The following is a 15,795-nucleotide window of genomic DNA, read 5'->3' as shown; positions in this document are numbered from 1 at the left end:
TCGCCGGTCAGACACGCATCGGCATCAGCACGTAGAGGGTCTGCTTGTCGTCCTCATCGGTGATAAGGGTTGGCGAGCCGGCGTCGGCCAGCAGGAACACAGCTTCGTCGCCGGTCAACTGCGCGGTGACGTCGAGCAGATATTTTGCATTGAAACCGATATCCATCGGCTCGGACTCGTAGCCGGCCTGCAACTCCTCGGTGGCGCTGCCGCTATCGGGATTGTTGACGGTCAGCACGATCTGCTCGTCGCCGACAGAGAGCTTCACCGCGCGTCCACGTTCCGAAGAGATGGTCGACACGCGGTCGACGGCGGCGGCGAACCGGTCGCGCTCCAGAACGAGGCGCTTGTCGTTACCGGTCGGAATAACACGCTGATAGTCGGGGAAGGTGCCGTCGATCAGCTTGCTGGTCAGCACCACCTCGCCGGCGGTAAAGCGGATTTTCGTGTCCGACAGTTCCACCTTCACCGTGGCTTCTTCCGGCAGGTCGAGCAGCTTCTGCAGTTCCGCCACGGTCTTGCGCGGCACGATGATGCCCGGCATGCCTTCCGAACCGGCGGGCGCCGCCATCTGCGTGCGGGCGAGCCGATGTCCGTCCGTGGCCACGGCCCGCAGCATCAGGTCGCCATCGCTCTCGATGGCATGCAGATAGATGCCGTTCAGGTAGTAGCGGGTCTCTTCCGTGGAGATCGCGAACTGCGTCTTGTCGATCAGTCGCTTCAACTCGGCGGCGGCAACGTCGAACTGATGGGAAAACTGTCCGGCCGTCAGCGCCGGGAAGTCGCCCTGCGGCAGGCATTGCAGGCGGAAGGATGAGCGGCCCGACGCCACACTCATGGCGCGCCCGTCCTCATCCATCTTCAGATCGACTTCCGCGCCATCGGGCAGCTTGCGAACGATGTCGTGGAGAAGATGGGCAGGAACGGTGGTACCGCCGGCCACGTCGATCGTCGCTGGCACCGCTTCGGTGACTTCGAGATCCAGGTCCGTGGCCTTCAATTGAAGATTGCCGCCATCGGCTGAGAGCAGCACGTTGGAAAGGATCGGAATGGTGTTCCGTCGCTCGACCACACGATGCACATGGCCGAGAGACTTCAGCAGATTGGAGCGCTCGAGTGTGACACGCATGGCGACGTTACTTCCCTTGAAAAAAGACCAGAACCGACAAAAGAGCCGGCGCACCGCCTAAGGCCGCCGGTCAGTCCTGCAAAGGAGCATCTTTCGGGGTGCAAAGGCAAGCGAAACGGCACATTTGCCGCTTCGCTTGCCGGGGCCTGTGGAAACGTGCCGGTCCGCCTAGAAACACTAGACTCGCTTCGTTCAGGCCTGTTCGTTGATGAGCCGCTTCAGAAGTTCGACTTCCTGCGCCAGCTTCTTGTCGTTCTCGATGAGGCCTTCGATCTTGCGGACCGCATGAAGCACCGTGGTGTGGTCCTTCCCGCCGAAGCGGCGGCCGATTTCTGGCAGGCTGCGCAGCGTCAGAATCTTCGACAGGAACATGGCGATCTGCCGCGGCAGAACGACGGTGCGGGTGCGTCGGTTGCTCAGCAATTCGGTCTTGGACACATTATAGTGCTTGGCGACGACGCGTTGAATGTCCTCGATGCGGATACGCTTCGGCTCGCCTTGCTTGTAGATATGCGACAGAAACTCATCGACTTTCTCGATGGTCATTTCCGGCTCCAGGCTCTGGCGGAACAGAAGCTGGTTGAAAGCGCCCTCCAACTCGCGGCCCGATCCGGTCACGGTATGGGCGATATGTTCCAGAACCTCCTCGGAGACCACCAGCGACGGATCGTCGTTTTGTGCCGATTCCAGTTTGCCGCGCAGCATGCGCAGTCGCATGGAATCGTCAGGCCGGCCCATTTCCAGAATGACGCCGCCATTGAGGCGCGAGCGCACGCGCTCTTCCAGAGATTCCAGTTCGCCGGCGGGCCGGTCAGCAGCCACCACAACCTGCTTGGCGCTGTCGAGCAGCGTGTTGATCAGATGGCAGAACTCGTTCTGGATCGTCTTTCCCTGCAGGAACTGCATGTCGTCGATGATCAGCAGGTCGATGTCGCGCAATTGCTCCTTGAAGGAAAGGGCGTTGTTGTCGCGGATGGCCGTGGCGAACCGCCACATGAAATATTCGGCCGTCAGATAGACCACGCGGGCATTGCTGTTCTTGCGGATGGCTTCGTCGGCAATGGCCTGCAGAAGATGGGTTTTGCCGAGGCCGACCGATGCGTGGATATAGAGCGGATTGAACCGGACCGCTCCCCCGCCGGCTTCCGAAACTGCGCAGGCTGCCGCGTGCGCAACGCGGTTGCTCGGCCCCTCGACGAAGCTCTCGAAGGTGAAACGCGGATCGAGCGGCGAGCCGAATATGCCATGGCGAATATCGGGCAGCTTGCTGGCGCGTGGCGGTGCGGCCGAAGGTTTGGCCGTCGGAGCGCGGCTTGGACGTTTTTCGCCGGCCGCCTCGTTCCCGAACTCGGCGGAGACCACCGTGGCGCGCGGCATGCGGGTTGCGCTGCGGACCAGAACCTCGACCTTGAGCGTTTCCGGGCGCTCTTCTTTCCATATCTCGAGCAGCGTATCGAGATAGTGGCTGTTGATCCACGAGCGCAGGAATGTCGTGGGCACGGAAAGGCGGATGATCGGGCCGCTGACTTCCATCAGCATCATGCGGCCGAACCACGAACTGAACACTTCCTGACCGAGTGCGGATCGAAGCCGCTGGCGGACACGTTCGAACATTTCCAGGAGAGCGGGTGAAATATCGCTATCGTCTGGCGTCGTTCCGCCATCGGGTAGGGCTGCCCCTTTTTTGTGGGCGCCCTTATGCCGATCCACTTGTCTCACTGTCTTACCTCGCTTTTGTCCGCCGTCGATCCTGAACGTGCCGCCGCCGCGCCCATGCGCAGATGGCTTCGTTCAGGCCGCCATTTTCCCAGTCGGCGAGGCATAGCCCCACCATGTCCGGTCCGCCAATGGCGGCACGGATGAAGTCCGTTCGTCGAGTTCCTCCGCAAAACCGGAGAAACCCGGAAGTTCAATGGTCACAATATCCTACCCCAGAATACCGCAAAGGACGCGCATCACCCGCTTCGACATAGCTACGCCACGGCCATCAGCCAGTGCTGACAGTCTCAGAACGAGAGTGGCTCGAGATGTTCGTTTTGGGTGGGAGACGTGTCCCCCTCTCCATTGCCGTACTCTACAGAAAGGCGGCTCACTCTTACAAGCCTCAAATGGGGGTGTTCGATCAGTGGATACAACCATAGGGTGCGCATCCTGTTCGAACCGCGACTAAGGCATTGGGATTCTGTTACCTTATCGTCATGAAGGCCGAACGAGCCCGATCCGTAAAAAAAATAATATCTTTTAGGTTGACTCCAAGGGCGGCCTGATTTCGCCAGAGGAGCTCTGGAAAAACTGTGGATAGAAAATTCTAAATGTATGTTTTCTAACAGAAAATCGAAGAGGAAAGAACATAAGCGGGCCAAGGGTTTCGTAAAGTAATGTTGTTGGTGGCGTACATGGCGACGCTTTGACTAATACGTAGGCAGTGTAGGCCATATCGGAGCGGACATATGAACCAATTCCTTGCGTCAATGAAAAAAGGCCCGCTGCGAATGCAACGGGCCTGCCACAATGTTTTCAGCACTAGGTTGTAGTGCGCCAGATCGCCGGATGCGGCTTAGGCGCCGATCGTCTTGATGCGATGCGACAGCCGCGAAACTTTCCGCGAAGCCGTGTTCTTATGAATGATACCGCGATTGGCAGCCCGCATGATCTGCGGCTGCGCCAGCCGAAGGGCTTCCTGCGCGGCGTCCTTATCGCCCGAAGCGATTGCTTCCTCGACCTTGCGGACATAGGTGCGCATGCGGGTGCGTCGGGACTTGTTGATCGCAGTCCGTGCAGCGATCTTGCGGGTGGCCTTCTTGGCCGACGGCGTATTGGCCATAAGCGAACATCCTTGCGTGTCTGGGTTCTCGACCCGTCTACGGGTGGCGAAACAAAGCAGGCGGCCGTTTCGGGCCGCCAGGGTCGTGGCGCTTTTAGCCACGGCCCGCCGCTCCGTCAAGGAAAAATGGCGAAATCTTCGGCCTGTCTTTTCGCTGCCGCGTAATGTTCAACGCTGACATTTCGGGCAGTGAAAGGTCGAACGGCCGCTCTGGACGATCCGCCTTACGACGCCGTCGCAATCGCCCCGTGGACATGCTTCGCCCTCGCGATCGTAAACCTTGAACCGGTGCTGGAAATAGCCAAGCGTTCCATCGGCGCGAATATGATCGCGCAGAGACGACCCGCCGGCCTCCACCGCCTCGGCCAGAACGGCTCGAATGGCGCCGGCCAGCCGGTCCGTGCGTTGGGTAGCGCCGCCATTCTTGCGAACGATGGAGCCTGCGCGACGGCGCGGTGAAAGGCGCGACTGCCACAGCGCTTCGCAGACATAGATATTGCCGAGCCCGGCGATCAGCCGTTGATCCAGCAGGGCGGCTTTAAGCGGTGCGGTGCGGCCATGGAGCAGTTCGGCCAACACGTCTCCGCCAAGCGCGTTTCCCAGCGGCTCGATGCCGAGGCCGGCCAATGCCGGATGTCGGTCCAGTTCGCTCGTGCGCGAACGGAGCAGAAAGCCGAACCGCCGCGGGTCGTTATAGATGATGCGGCCTGTTGGCTGGCCTGCACGTGCAATGTCCAGCACGAGATGATCGTGAAGACCCGCCTTGCCGCGCGGATGATAGGTATCGGCCGTCTGCTGCGATACGCCGTTTGCCTCGATACGCCAGGAACCGCTCATGCCCAGATGGCTTATCAGGGTCGTGTCGTTGTCGAGATGGAAGAGCAGATATTTGGCCCGGCGACCGAGGCCGACGATGACTCGATCCTTGCAGGCATTTTCGATGCCGGTTGGCAGGGCAAAACGCAGATCGGGCCGCCTCGCCTCGAACCGGCTAATCACCGCCCCTTCCAGAAACGGGGCCAGGCCGCGGCGAACGGTTTCCACTTCCGGCAGTTCGGGCATGGCGCGGACGGCTACCTGTCTCAACGGTGAAGACGAACGGTACCCCAGATAATGCTGCGCATGAGCGGTGCAATAGGCCCTATGGCTTCATTGGTAGCGCGGCGCAGTTCGAACAGACGATTTCGTCTTCGTAGCGCGGTCGGTAATTGGCCGTGTCGGACATGGCGATGCCATCGAGATTGCCGGTGAACTCCGTAGCGCCCAGCGATAACGATTTGTAGCTTAGATCGGTGACGGCGCGAACGAGAAACGTGTCTTTGACCAACAGATTGGCTGGCACGTCGGACAGGATCGTTCCGGCGGCGACCGGTTGGCCGAGCGAGCTGCCCTTGGTCTTGGCGATCGACCAGGCCACCTTGGCCCGAACGGTGCCGCTGCTATCGTCCATTTCGATGCCGTAAAGGGCGATCATCGGGTTCGAGCGGCTGTAGGGCTGGATGTTGGCCATGCCGATATCGATCAGTTCGCCAAGCTCGGAGGCGGTGTAGGTGTCGCCTTGTGTGACGAGATCGGCCACGACGCCGGCCGAGCGGCTGACCTTCTTGGCTGCGTCGATTCCCGCGGCCAGTTCGACGGAGCCGAGATAGGCTACGAGTAGGAAAGGCGCGATGATGGCGAACTCCGTCGCCGCGACACCGCGATCGTCGCGGCGGAAACGGCGGGTGATGGAGCCAGCATGCGATGCAAGGGTCGGGAACATCGACGAACGATCCTTCGAGGTGGTAGGGCGATCCATCATCAGTAGGGCTCGTTCCGCCAGGTCGCGGTATAGAAAAATTCCATCTTGGCGTTTGGCGCCAGGAGCGCGAGGAGATTGATCATCGTCGGCCGTGGATACACCGTCTTCAGCGTATGAATGGAAGATGCGCCCCCTGCGCTGATGCCCCAGCCAGCCGTATCGATCGAACCATCGCTGAGAAGGGAAATTTGCGAAGCAGACGCTGCCGACGAGAAGCTGCCCTGGCTTTGGAGGTAGATCGAGATCTTGTTCTTGCAATCGGTCCCGGCCAGCATGGACAGCGATTTGCAGATTTCCGTCTTGACCCAGCTTTCGGTCACAGCCGTCTGCTGCCCGGTTCGGATCTGCCGCACCACCTTCTCGCTGCCATTGGCGAGCAACTGGCCGGAAGCAAACCCCAGGGACACTTCGATGATTGAGAAGATAAGGACCAGGAACGGTATGAGCAATAACGAGAACTCGACGGCCGTCGCGCCGTCGCGTTTGCGCCAGAACCGGATCGGATGCCGCCACAAATAGCAGGAAGATCGATATCTGGAGCGCATAGCTGTCGGTCTCGTCGGATTGGTATCCAGGCGAGTGTAGGCTAAGAGTCTTCAGGAAGTGTTGCCGGGAACGATACGATTTCCGGCTTTGGCAGGGCGCATCTTATCTATTCTTCGCCAACCGATTCACCGCCGATCGTATCCTTCTCGCAGACCGGCAGGCAGGTCATCATTTCCACATCGTTGCGTCTGTAGAGGCGAACCGAACCCTTGCCCTGCCGGCTCACGACGATGGGCTGATCGACAATAGGTTCGCCTGCTGCGTTGAAGACGACGAGATTGGTGCTGCCATAGGTGCGCCCGGTCAGAACGAGCGTGCGCGAATCCTTCACCGTAACATCGGCGATGCTTGGCTCACCCACTATGACGGTCTCCGCCGGTTCCACCAGCTTGACGATCCGGGCATTGCCGCGGTCGATGGCAATACCGTCCGCCGCGTGAGCGGGAATACCTGCGACGACGAACAGTGCGGTTGTCGTGATGGAGGCGAGAAGCGCAAAGCGCATGATGCATCATCCTGAGCGAGGTGGGTCAGGAGCAAGAATAGGCTGTTTTGGTGAATTATCGGTTAAGGCCAAAAGCGCCGGTAAACGCGCACAGAACGCGAGGCCGCTCGTCGGGTGCGCCGGCGATACGGCACGGTTTTCACAACATAAATTCGATTAACCATCTTTGCTAACGAGCATGAAACGGGTGCGCGGTAGATTTGCCGCATCCGATCAACGGGCAGACAATGTTGACGGACGTGCTGTGCAACCTGAACCAGGAGCTATTACAATGAACAAGCTTATTGCTCGTTTCGCCAAAGACGAATCCGGTGCAACCGCTATCGAATACGGCTTGATCGCCGCACTTATCGCCGTCGCCATTATCGGCGCTGTCTCCGCAGTGGGTACCAACCTGTCGTCGAAGTTCAGCACCATCGCTTCTAAAATTAAGTAGCCGAGTGACAGGCCCGGTACTCGGGCCGGATAAATTTCACGGCAGGCGGGTCTGACGATCCGCCTCCGTTAATGATTCCAGCATGTCGAATCCACGGTAGATCGAGGCTGAGGCAATGATCGAAGCGGTTATATTGGTCGTCTTTCCGTTTTGTATGATCTGGGCGGCGATCAGCGACAGCCTGTCGATGACGATCGCCAACCGGGTCTCCCTGCTTCTTATTGCCAGTTTTCTTATGCTCGCTCTTAGCACCGGGATGAGCTGGCCCGCTATCGGCCTTCATCTTGCCGTTTTCCTTGCAGTTCTGACGGTCACTTTCGCGCTCTTCGCCTTCGGAACGATGGGTGGCGGCGATGCCAAACTCATCGCGGCGACGGCGCTCTGGATGGGCTGGGGCGACCCCCTTCTTTACTATCTGCTGACCGCCAGTCTGGCAGGCGGCGCCGTCACGATGGGCGTTCTTGTTTTCCGTTCCAACGAAACGGTTCGATTTTTTGCCGGGCGGATCCTGGGCGTGAACCAGCAGATGCCGGCCTACCTCGAAGATAAGCAAAGTGGCGTTCCCTACGGTTTGGCGCTGGGTTTTGCCGGTCTGGTCGTCTTCCCGCACTCGCCGATGGCCCAATTCGTGATCGAACGCCTGGCTGCGACCTGAACTGCGCGACTGTTTTGCATTTTATTAAGTATGTCTGATTGCGATTGATTAACCGTAATCTAACGATTGCGGACGCAGATTCCCATCAACGGGGCCGAAAGCCCTTGAGAAGGAATCGGTATGAAGTCGTCTCAGATCATCGTTTTGGCCGTCGCTCTGGTTGCCGCCATCGGTGCGGGAATTCTGGCCAAGGGGTTTATCGATACGCCTGCGCCGGCCCCTCAGCCCCAGGTCCGGCAAACCGCTGCTCCGGCTCCTCCACCCGTTACTGTGGAAGAAGTGCTGGTGATGGTGGAGCCGATTGGTATCGGCGAGGCGCTGGTCGCGGAAAAGATGCGCTGGCAGGACTGGCCCGCCGAGGTCGTCGATCCGAGCTATGTCGTCAAAGGCAAAGAGCCGAACGCGATCGACAATCTGGTCGGAACCACCGTACGCCTGCCCCTTACTGCCGGTGAGCCGGTCCGAAAAAACCGGCTGGTCGGCTACGGCAAGAACTACATGAGTGCAGTCCTGCCAAAGGGCATGCGCGCCCTGGCAGTCCGTGTCTCCAGCGAGAGCACGGGTGGCGGCTTTGTCCTTCCCAACGACTACGTCGATCTGATGGGCATCAAGAAGGCCGAAGACGGCACCATCAGAACCGACATTATTCTTGAAAATGTTCGTGTGCTGGCGATCGATCAGTTCTTCAAGCAGGGCCCTTCCGGTCCCCAGACCAGTATCGGTCAGACCGCCACGCTCGAACTTTCGCCGGACGAGGTCGAACTCGTGACCGTCGCTCAGCAGACATACGACCAGATTTCCCTGGTCCTGCGATCCGTCAAGGATGTCGGTATGCGCCCGCCGCTGCCGCCCGTTGGCGAACGCGATGACCGTCAGTCCAAAACGGTGCGCCTCATCAAGGGAGGCCAGTCGTCAGAATGATGATCCAGCTTGAGTTGCAAGGAAAGAATGTCATGAAGCGCATCGCTGCCTGGTTCCGGCGTGCCGCCGTCGTTCTAATGGCCGCCAACATGGGCCTGATGCCGTCCACGTTGCCGGCCGTGAGCCAGGGCGTGAATATCCTGTCCACCTCCACCGATCAGGAAGTGAAGCTGGGACTGGACAAGTCCATCGTCGTCGATCTGCCGTCCGACGCCACCGATATTCTGGTGGCCAATCCGGACGTTGCCGACGCGGTTACGCGTTCGTCGCGGCGCATCTACTTCTTCGGCAAGGAGGTTGGGCGCACCAACGTCTTCGTGTTCGGCACCGGGGGCGAGCAGATCGCATCCTTCGATCTCGTCATCGAGCGCGACGTGTCCGGCCTGGTACAGTATCTTCGCCGTTTTCTCCCGACCGCCAACATCGATGCCGAAATCATCAACGACAATGTGGTTCTGACCGGTACGGTCCGCTCGCCTCTGGATGCAGCCAAGGCCGAGGAACTGGCGACAATCTACGTAACCGGTGGTGAAGCGACCGGCACCCAGGAGGTTGGCCAGAACGTCAACGCCGTTACGGAGGCGCGTCGATCGTCTATCGTCAACCTGCTGCAACTGGTCGGCCAGGATCAGGTTCTGCTGCGGGTCACCGTCGCGGAAGTGACGCGGCGCGCATTGAAGGATCTTGGCGTCAACCTTTCTCTCGACAGCGCGACGGGGTCGAACGCTTTTAGCCTCACCGGCAAGTCCACAGCCGGCAAGCTGACCCTGGGCGGAAAGGGCACGATTGGCGGCTATGAACTGGAATCGACGCTCAACGCACTGGAACAGAACGGCGTGATGCGCACGGTCGCCGAACCCACACTGGTGGCGGTATCGGGGCGCCGCGCTTCGTTTCAGGTGGGCGCGGAAGGTACGGTCACGTCTGTCGGCGCCGATGATTCCTCTACCTCGTCCGTTGAATATGGCGTGACGTTGAATTTCACGCCGACGGTCTTGGCCGAGGGCCGTATCGCCCTTCAGATCGAGACGGAACTGAACGAACCGACCAATGAACTGACGATCGAAGCAGGGGCCAACGCCACGGTTCAGCAACGCAAGACACGCAGCGCTTCCACGGAAGTGGAAATGTCGTCGGGTGGCACGATGATGATGGCCGGCCTGATCCGCGATCAGTTCTCGATCGATCAGAACCGGGTGCCTGGCCTCGGTCGTATCCCGATCTTCGGCACGCTGTTCCGTGAGCGCAGTTACGAGCGCACGGAGACGGAACTGGTCGTGATCGTGCGGCCGTTCCTTGTTCGCCAGACCAGCCCCGACCAGATTCAGCGACCGGACCACGGCTTCGAGCCCGCGGCGGACGGTCCTCAGAATTTCCTTGGCCGCGTGAACCGCCTCTACGGCGTGGCGCGCAAGAAAAGCAGTCTGCCGGCCTGGCGCGGCAATGTCGGTTATATCTACAAGTAAGGGGCGTTCCGCCATGATCACGACGACGAGACGGCATGAACGGTCGCACAACGCCTTTGGGCTGCTGATCAAAGGCAGCATCGCTCTGGCGCTGGCGGGAAGCCTTGCCGGCTGCGGCAAGCTGCATCGCGACAGGGTCGTGACGGGCGCGATCAAGGACCAGGTCGAGATCAATCATCCAATCCGTCTGGGCGCAAAGACCACCAAGCTGGAGTTTCCAGTTCTGGCCGGTGCTACCGCACTGACCTACGAGCAGCGCGAAGTCATCGAAGGCTTCGCCACCGGATGGGACCCCCGCGCCGGCGGCGGCTTTCAGATCCTGATCCCGAAGGGAATGCCCAATTCATACGCAGCGGAGGCGGTGGCGGGCGACATGGTGCAGTCTTTGACCCGCATCGGCGTGCCATCGGCCATGATGGCGGCCTATGATTATACGCCGGCCACGCCGCATCAGTCCAAGCTCATCCTTCTTCGAACGGGTCTGGGCGCGATCGCTCCGGTCTGCGGCGATTATTCGGAAAACATGATCGATAATAGCGAGAACCGTCGTTATCGCGATTTCGGTTGTTCCACCCAGGCCAATATTGCCGCGATGCTCGATAATCCGACGGACCTGCTCGGCCCCCGCCGGATGACGCCGCCCGATGTCGAAGCGCGTGCAAACGCAATCGATACCTATCGCGGTGAATGATGCGTATCAGAACCGCCTTTTGGAGCCGACAATGTCTGTAGAGCCAATCCACACTCAGCTTGGTCCCGAGGACGATGACGCTGCATTATCCGGCAGCGATAGGGAAAAGCTGGAGAATGCCCGGCCGATCCCCCGCATCACGATCCATGCGTGGTGCGATTCCGCCGGCGTTCAGCGCCCGATCGAGCGAGCGGCGGAAGATCGTAGAATGGCAAGAGCCCATGTGACCGTGCATGGGGGCGGGGTTCGCGCGGCGACGGAACACTATGCCCAGAACACCACGCCCAATCTGCTGATCGTCGAAACGCGGGTCGAGCCGGAATATATCATGAAGCAGCTCGCCAATCTGGCGGAGGTTTGCGACTCATCCACCCGTGTCGTCGTTATCGGCCACTTCAACGACGTCGCGCTCTACCGCGAAATGATGCGTAGCGGCATTTCCGAATATATGGTTGCGCCGGTTTCGCTCGCTGATTTGATCGCGGCTATTGAAAGCATCTACTCCGCCGAAAACGAGGCTCCGCTCGGACGCACCATCGCCTTTGTCGGGGCAAAGGGCGGTGTGGGTGCTTCGACCATTGCGCACAATGTCGGTTGGGCCGTTACCAACCTGTTCGAGAACGATGTCGTCATCGCCGATATGGACTTGGCCTTCGGTACGGCCAACATCAATTTCGATCAGGATCCTGCCCAGGGCATCGCCGAGGCGGTCTTCGCGCCGGAACGCGTGGACGAGACTTATCTGGATCGGCTGCTGTCGAAATGCTCGGATCGGCTGTCGCTGCTGGCTGCGCCGTCGACACTCGAGCGCGTTTACGATTTCGACGAGACGGCTTTCGCATCCATCGTCGAGGTCATGCAGGCGACGACCCCGATCGTCGTTCTCGACGTGCCCCATAGCTGGCATGCCTGGACGCGACGCACGCTCGCCGAAGCCGATGAGATCGTCATCGTGGCGACGCCGGAACTCACCAATCTGCGCAATGCAAAGAACATTATCGATACGATGAAGCGCCTGCGGCCGAACGACCCGCCGCCTCACCTCATCATCAACCAGGCCGGCATGCCCAAACGCCCGGAAATCGACCCGGACGATTTTGTCGAGCCGCTGGGTATCAAGCCGCTGGCCGTCATTCCGTTCGACCCGCACCTCTTCGGCACCGCCGCCACCAATGGCCAGATGTTGGAAGAAATGACGCCGGACCATGCCGTGGTCCAGAAAATCAATGAGGTGGCCCGCGTTCTGACCGGTCGCCGCGAGCTGAAAGCCGGATCCGCCGGCATGTTGCAGTCGATTTTGAAGAAGCTGAAGGGCCAGTAAGCCTTTCGACCCTAGGGTGGTACGTAAATGTTCGGCAAGAAGGCAGCGGAGACGACAAGGCGGAAAGGCTTGGATTTTCAAGCATCGCCCGGTGATACGCTGACGAAGGAGCGACCGGCGGAGAAGGCGGCGCCTCAGATGGCGCCCGAATCCAAACCGGCTTTGCCGACAGCGAAGCCGGCGCGCCGGCCATCGCCCCGCAACGAATCCTATTACGACACCAAGAGCCAGGTTTTTTCAGCACTGATCGACACGATCGATCTGTCGCAGCTTGCGCGCCTCGACGCCGATGCGGCGCGCGAGGAGATCCGCGATATCGTCAACGATATTATCGCGATCAAGAATTTCGCGATGAGCATTGCCGAGCAGGAGGACCTGCTTGAGGATATCTGCAACGACGTTCTGGGTTTCGGTCCGCTGGAGCCATTGCTGGCGCGCGACGATATTGCCGACATCATGGTCAATGGCGCCAAGGATGTGTTCATTGAAGTCGAGGGCAAGACCGAGCGCACCGACATCCAGTTCCGCGACAATCAGCAGCTTCTCAACATCTGCCAGCGGATCGTCAGCCAGGTCGGCCGCCGGGTCGATGAAAGCTCGCCCATCTGCGACGCCCGCCTCATGGATGGCAGCCGCGTCAACGTGATCGCCCCGCCGCTTGCCATCGATGGCGCGGCGCTCACCATTCGTAAGTTCAAGAAGGACAAGCTGACGCTGGAGGAACTGGTCCGTTTCGGATCCATTTCACCGAACGGCGCGCGCATCCTTCAGATCATCGGTCGTGTGCGCTGCAACACCATCATTTCCGGTGGCACGGGCTCGGGCAAGACGACGCTTCTGAATTGCCTGACGCGTTACATCGACACCAATGAGCGCATCATTACTTGCGAGGACTCGGCGGAACTGCAGCTTCAGCAGCCGCACGTGGTGCGTCTGGAAACCCGCCCGCCCAATCTGGAAGGTGAAGGGCAGGTGACGATGACCGATCTCGTCAAGAACTGCCTGCGCATGCGCCCCGAACGGATCATCGTGGGTGAGGTGCGTGGCCCCGAAGTGTTCGACCTTCTGCAGGCGATGAATACCGGCCACGACGGGTCGATGGGCACCATCCATGCCAACACGCCGCGCGAATGCCTCAACCGGATGGAATCGATGATCGCCATGGGCGGCTGGGCGTTGCCGCAGAAAACGGTCCGCGAGATCATCGTCGGTTCGGTCGATGTCGTCGTGCAGGCCGCACGTATGCGGGACGGGTCGCGTCGCATTACCCAGATCACCGAGGTGCTGGGTATGGAAGGTGACGTTATCATCACGCAGGATCTTCTGAAATACGAAATCAAGGGCGAGGATTCGCACGGCAGAATTCTTGGCGAACATGTCGGTTGCGGCATCGGTCGCCCCGGCTTTTGGGACCGCGCACGCTATTACGGCGAGGAAGCGAGCCTGGCGGAGGCCCTCGAGGGCCTCGAAAAGGGCCGGAGCGAGGTCTAGATGTTCGGATTACCGCTCAACCTGATCGCCTTGATCGCCCTTGTCGGCCTGTCGGCCGGCGGCGTGGCCTATGCGCTTCTCTTCAACCGGATCGAGAAGGAAAAGAAGGCCGATCGGCGGTTTGATCGCGTGAAGCGGCAGGAAACGGACCATTCGGTCGTGAGGGCGCGCCGAGACAAGGTCAGTGACGCTGCCCGCCGGCGCAAATCCATTCAGGAAACCATCGATCAGCTGGAGGAAAAGAGCAGGGCAAAGGGTGTTGGCGCCAAGAAGAAGCCGCCCATGAAGCAGATGATGAAGCAGGCTGGCATCAAGACGTCGCTCGTGACGATCCATCTGGTGTCGATCGCCATCGGCATTGTCCTGGCCGTCCTTATCTATTTGTTTCAGCTCGTGCCGGTCTATCTTCTGCCTGGCATATTGCTGGCGGCCGGTTTCGGCCTGCCGCGGTGGTATGTGAGCTGGCAGAGAGGCAGGCGGATCAAGCAGTTTCTCGATCGTTTCGCCGATGCGCTGGAAGTGATCGCTCGTGGCGTAAGGTCCGGCCTTCCGCTGCCGGACTGTGTGCATTTGATCGCCGCCGAAGCGCCGGAGCCCGTAAAAGGCGAATTCCGCAGGGTCATCGAACGAATGAATGTCGGCCTGTCGCTGCCCGAAGCCATTGCGAAAATGCCGGAAACCATGCCGTGTCCGGAAGCCAATTTCTTTGGCATCGTCATTCAGATTCAGGCGCAGGCCGGCGGCAATCTTTCAGAGGCGATCGGCAATCTGGCCACCGTCTTGCGCGACCGCAAGAAAATGAAGGCCAAGGTCCAGGCGCTCTCCATGGAAGCCAAGGCCTCCGCCTATATTATCGGCTCCCTGCCCATCATCGTCGCTGTGCTGATCTTCATGATCTCGCCGGGATACATCATGCCTCTCTTTACCGATCCGACCGGCCATATGGCGCTCGCAGTCGCGGCCGTGATGATGGCGATGGGCATCTTCGTCATGAAAAAAATGATGAATTTCGAGGTCTAGAGCGATGCTGAATTTCGACGATCTTCTCGACCCCACATTCCTGTTCTCGCTTTTAACGGCGCTGGCGGTTTTCGCGACCCTGTTTGCGCTATTGCCGCAGCTCGGCGCCGATCCGATGAAGAAGCGGATGAAAACGATGGCGCTGGAGCGGGAAGAATTGCGTGCCCAGCAGCGCGCAAGGCTGGCCGTGGAATCCTCAGAGCGGCGCAGCGTGGGTTTGCGTGAGACCCAGAACACCAAGATGACGCGGATCGTCGACAAGCTCGACCTGCGCGCCGCCCTCGTCGACGACGCGACGATGAAAATGATTCGCGCGGCGGGCTACCGTGGACAGGCGCCGGTCACGCGCTTCCTGTTTTTCCGTCTGGTCCTGCCATTCGGCTTCCTGGCAGCGTCCGCTCTCTATATTTTCGGCTTCGGTCTGTTGAAGGACCAAACGCTGATGGTGCGGATCGCCGTGATGCTGGGCGTCACCTATTTCGGCTTCTACCTTCCCGTACTCTTCATGAAGAACAAGGCGCAGAAGCGGGCCGATTCGATTCGCAAGGCATGGCCCGACGCGCTCGATCTTCTCCTGATCTGTGTAGAATCCGGCATTTCCATCGAGGCGGCTTTCCGTCGTGTCGCTGAGGAGATCGGCGCCCAGTCGCTCGAGCTGGCCGAGGAACTCATGCTGACCACGGCCGAACTGTCCTATCTGGAAGATCGGCGGACGGCTTATGATAATCTGGCGACCCGTACCCAGCTCGAACCGGTCAAGAGCGTCTGCCAGGCGCTGATCCAGTCGGAACGCTACGGTACGCCGATTGGCCAGGCCTTGCGCGTTCTGGCCAAGGAAAGCCGCGACCACCGTATGAACGAAGCCGAGAAGAAGGCGGCAGCCCTGCCGCCCAAGCTGACGGTGCCGATGATCCTGTTCTTCCTGCCCGTGCTTTTCATCGTCATCCTGACACCCGCCGGCATGGAAATCTCGCGCAATATGTGAGGGA

Annotated in this window: 17 protein-coding genes; 9 read left to right on the top strand and 8 right to left on the bottom strand. The window is 59.9% G+C overall.

Translation table 11 applies throughout. The features are described 5' to 3' along the window. Positions 1 to 7 precede the first annotated feature (7 nt). From dnaN to B7H23_RS02350, 8 genes are all read right to left on the bottom strand, one after another. Positions 8 to 1,129, bottom strand: a complete 1,122-nt coding sequence (dnaN, locus tag B7H23_RS02380; protein ID WP_094075788.1) for a DNA polymerase III subunit beta — start codon at positions 1,127 to 1,129, stop codon at positions 8 to 10. Between the two features lie 192 nt (positions 1,130 to 1,321). Continuing rightward, complete coding sequence (dnaA, locus tag B7H23_RS02375) at positions 1,322 to 2,743, bottom strand: chromosomal replication initiator protein DnaA (RefSeq protein ID WP_094075787.1); 1,422 nt, start codon at positions 2,741 to 2,743, stop codon at positions 1,322 to 1,324. Between the two features lie 177 nt (positions 2,744 to 2,920). Then, a complete protein-coding gene (locus tag B7H23_RS16255; RefSeq protein ID WP_276293304.1) occupies positions 2,921 to 3,049 on the bottom strand; it encodes a hypothetical protein in 129 nt (42 codons plus the stop codon). A 637-nt stretch (positions 3,050 to 3,686) separates the two neighbouring features. After that, positions 3,687 to 3,953 carry a 30S ribosomal protein S20 gene (gene rpsT, locus B7H23_RS02370; RefSeq protein WP_094075786.1) on the bottom strand — a complete coding sequence of 89 codons (267 nt, stop codon included), beginning with the start codon at positions 3,951 to 3,953 and terminating at the stop codon, positions 3,687 to 3,689. Between the two features lie 168 nt (positions 3,954 to 4,121). Beyond that, complete coding sequence (gene mutM, locus B7H23_RS02365) at positions 4,122 to 5,015, bottom strand: bifunctional DNA-formamidopyrimidine glycosylase/DNA-(apurinic or apyrimidinic site) lyase (RefSeq protein ID WP_094075785.1); 894 nt, start codon at positions 5,013 to 5,015, stop codon at positions 4,122 to 4,124. Positions 5,016 to 5,094: 79 nt separating this feature from the next. After that, on the bottom strand, positions 5,095 to 5,715 hold the full coding sequence (locus B7H23_RS02360; RefSeq protein WP_143534711.1) for a TadE/TadG family type IV pilus assembly protein: 621 nt from the start codon (positions 5,713 to 5,715) through the stop codon (positions 5,095 to 5,097). Positions 5,716 to 5,753: 38 nt separating this feature from the next. Further along, positions 5,754 to 6,299 carry a TadE/TadG family type IV pilus assembly protein gene (locus B7H23_RS02355; protein ID WP_094075783.1) on the bottom strand — a complete coding sequence of 182 codons (546 nt, stop codon included), beginning with the start codon at positions 6,297 to 6,299 and terminating at the stop codon, positions 5,754 to 5,756. Between the two features lie 107 nt (positions 6,300 to 6,406). Then, positions 6,407 to 6,805, bottom strand: coding sequence for a pilus assembly protein N-terminal domain-containing protein (locus B7H23_RS02350; RefSeq protein WP_094075782.1), 399 nt, complete (start codon positions 6,803 to 6,805; stop codon positions 6,407 to 6,409). 271 nt (positions 6,806 to 7,076) lie between these two features. Here B7H23_RS02350 and B7H23_RS02345 point away from each other — a divergent pair, with 271 nt between their 5' ends. From B7H23_RS02345 to B7H23_RS02305, 9 genes are all read left to right on the top strand, one after another. Beyond that, on the top strand, positions 7,077 to 7,241 hold the full coding sequence (locus tag B7H23_RS02345; protein WP_094075781.1) for a Flp family type IVb pilin: 165 nt from the start codon (positions 7,077 to 7,079) through the stop codon (positions 7,239 to 7,241). Between the two features lie 115 nt (positions 7,242 to 7,356). Continuing rightward, positions 7,357 to 7,896: an A24 family peptidase gene (locus B7H23_RS02340; protein ID WP_094075780.1), complete on the top strand. Its 540-nt coding sequence runs from the start codon at positions 7,357 to 7,359 to the stop codon at positions 7,894 to 7,896. 120 nt (positions 7,897 to 8,016) lie between these two features. Beyond that, on the top strand, positions 8,017 to 8,817 hold the full coding sequence (gene cpaB / locus B7H23_RS02335) for a Flp pilus assembly protein CpaB (RefSeq protein WP_094075779.1): 801 nt from the start codon (positions 8,017 to 8,019) through the stop codon (positions 8,815 to 8,817). Between the two features lie 32 nt (positions 8,818 to 8,849). Then, on the top strand, positions 8,850 to 10,283 hold the full coding sequence (locus B7H23_RS02330; protein ID WP_094076822.1) for a type II and III secretion system protein family protein: 1,434 nt from the start codon (positions 8,850 to 8,852) through the stop codon (positions 10,281 to 10,283). Between the two features lie 13 nt (positions 10,284 to 10,296). Beyond that, a complete protein-coding gene (locus tag B7H23_RS02325) occupies positions 10,297 to 10,974 on the top strand; it encodes a CpaD family pilus assembly protein (RefSeq protein ID WP_158215745.1) in 678 nt (225 codons plus the stop codon). Between the two features lie 31 nt (positions 10,975 to 11,005). After that, positions 11,006 to 12,295, top strand: a complete 1,290-nt coding sequence (locus tag B7H23_RS02320) for a CpaE/TadZ family protein (RefSeq protein ID WP_094075777.1) — start codon at positions 11,006 to 11,008, stop codon at positions 12,293 to 12,295. A gap of 27 nt (positions 12,296 to 12,322) precedes the next feature. Next, complete coding sequence (locus tag B7H23_RS02315) at positions 12,323 to 13,786, top strand: TadA family conjugal transfer-associated ATPase (protein WP_094075776.1); 1,464 nt, start codon at positions 12,323 to 12,325, stop codon at positions 13,784 to 13,786. Continuing rightward, positions 13,787 to 14,806 (top strand): type II secretion system F family protein, encoded by a 1,020-nt coding sequence (locus B7H23_RS02310; RefSeq protein ID WP_094075775.1) that lies wholly within the window; start codon positions 13,787 to 13,789, stop codon positions 14,804 to 14,806. A 4-nt stretch (positions 14,807 to 14,810) separates the two neighbouring features. Further along, positions 14,811 to 15,791 (top strand): type II secretion system F family protein, encoded by a 981-nt coding sequence (locus tag B7H23_RS02305; RefSeq protein WP_094075774.1) that lies wholly within the window; start codon positions 14,811 to 14,813, stop codon positions 15,789 to 15,791. Positions 15,792 to 15,795: the final 4 nt, after the last annotated feature.

The sequence above is a fragment of the Notoacmeibacter marinus genome (genome assembly GCF_002238045.1).
In the GTDB taxonomy this organism is placed as follows: Bacteria; Pseudomonadota; Alphaproteobacteria; order Rhizobiales; family Rhizobiaceae; genus Notoacmeibacter; species Notoacmeibacter marinus.
Note: the sequence above shows the minus strand (reverse complement) of the source record. Positions and strands in the feature narration are given on the sequence as shown.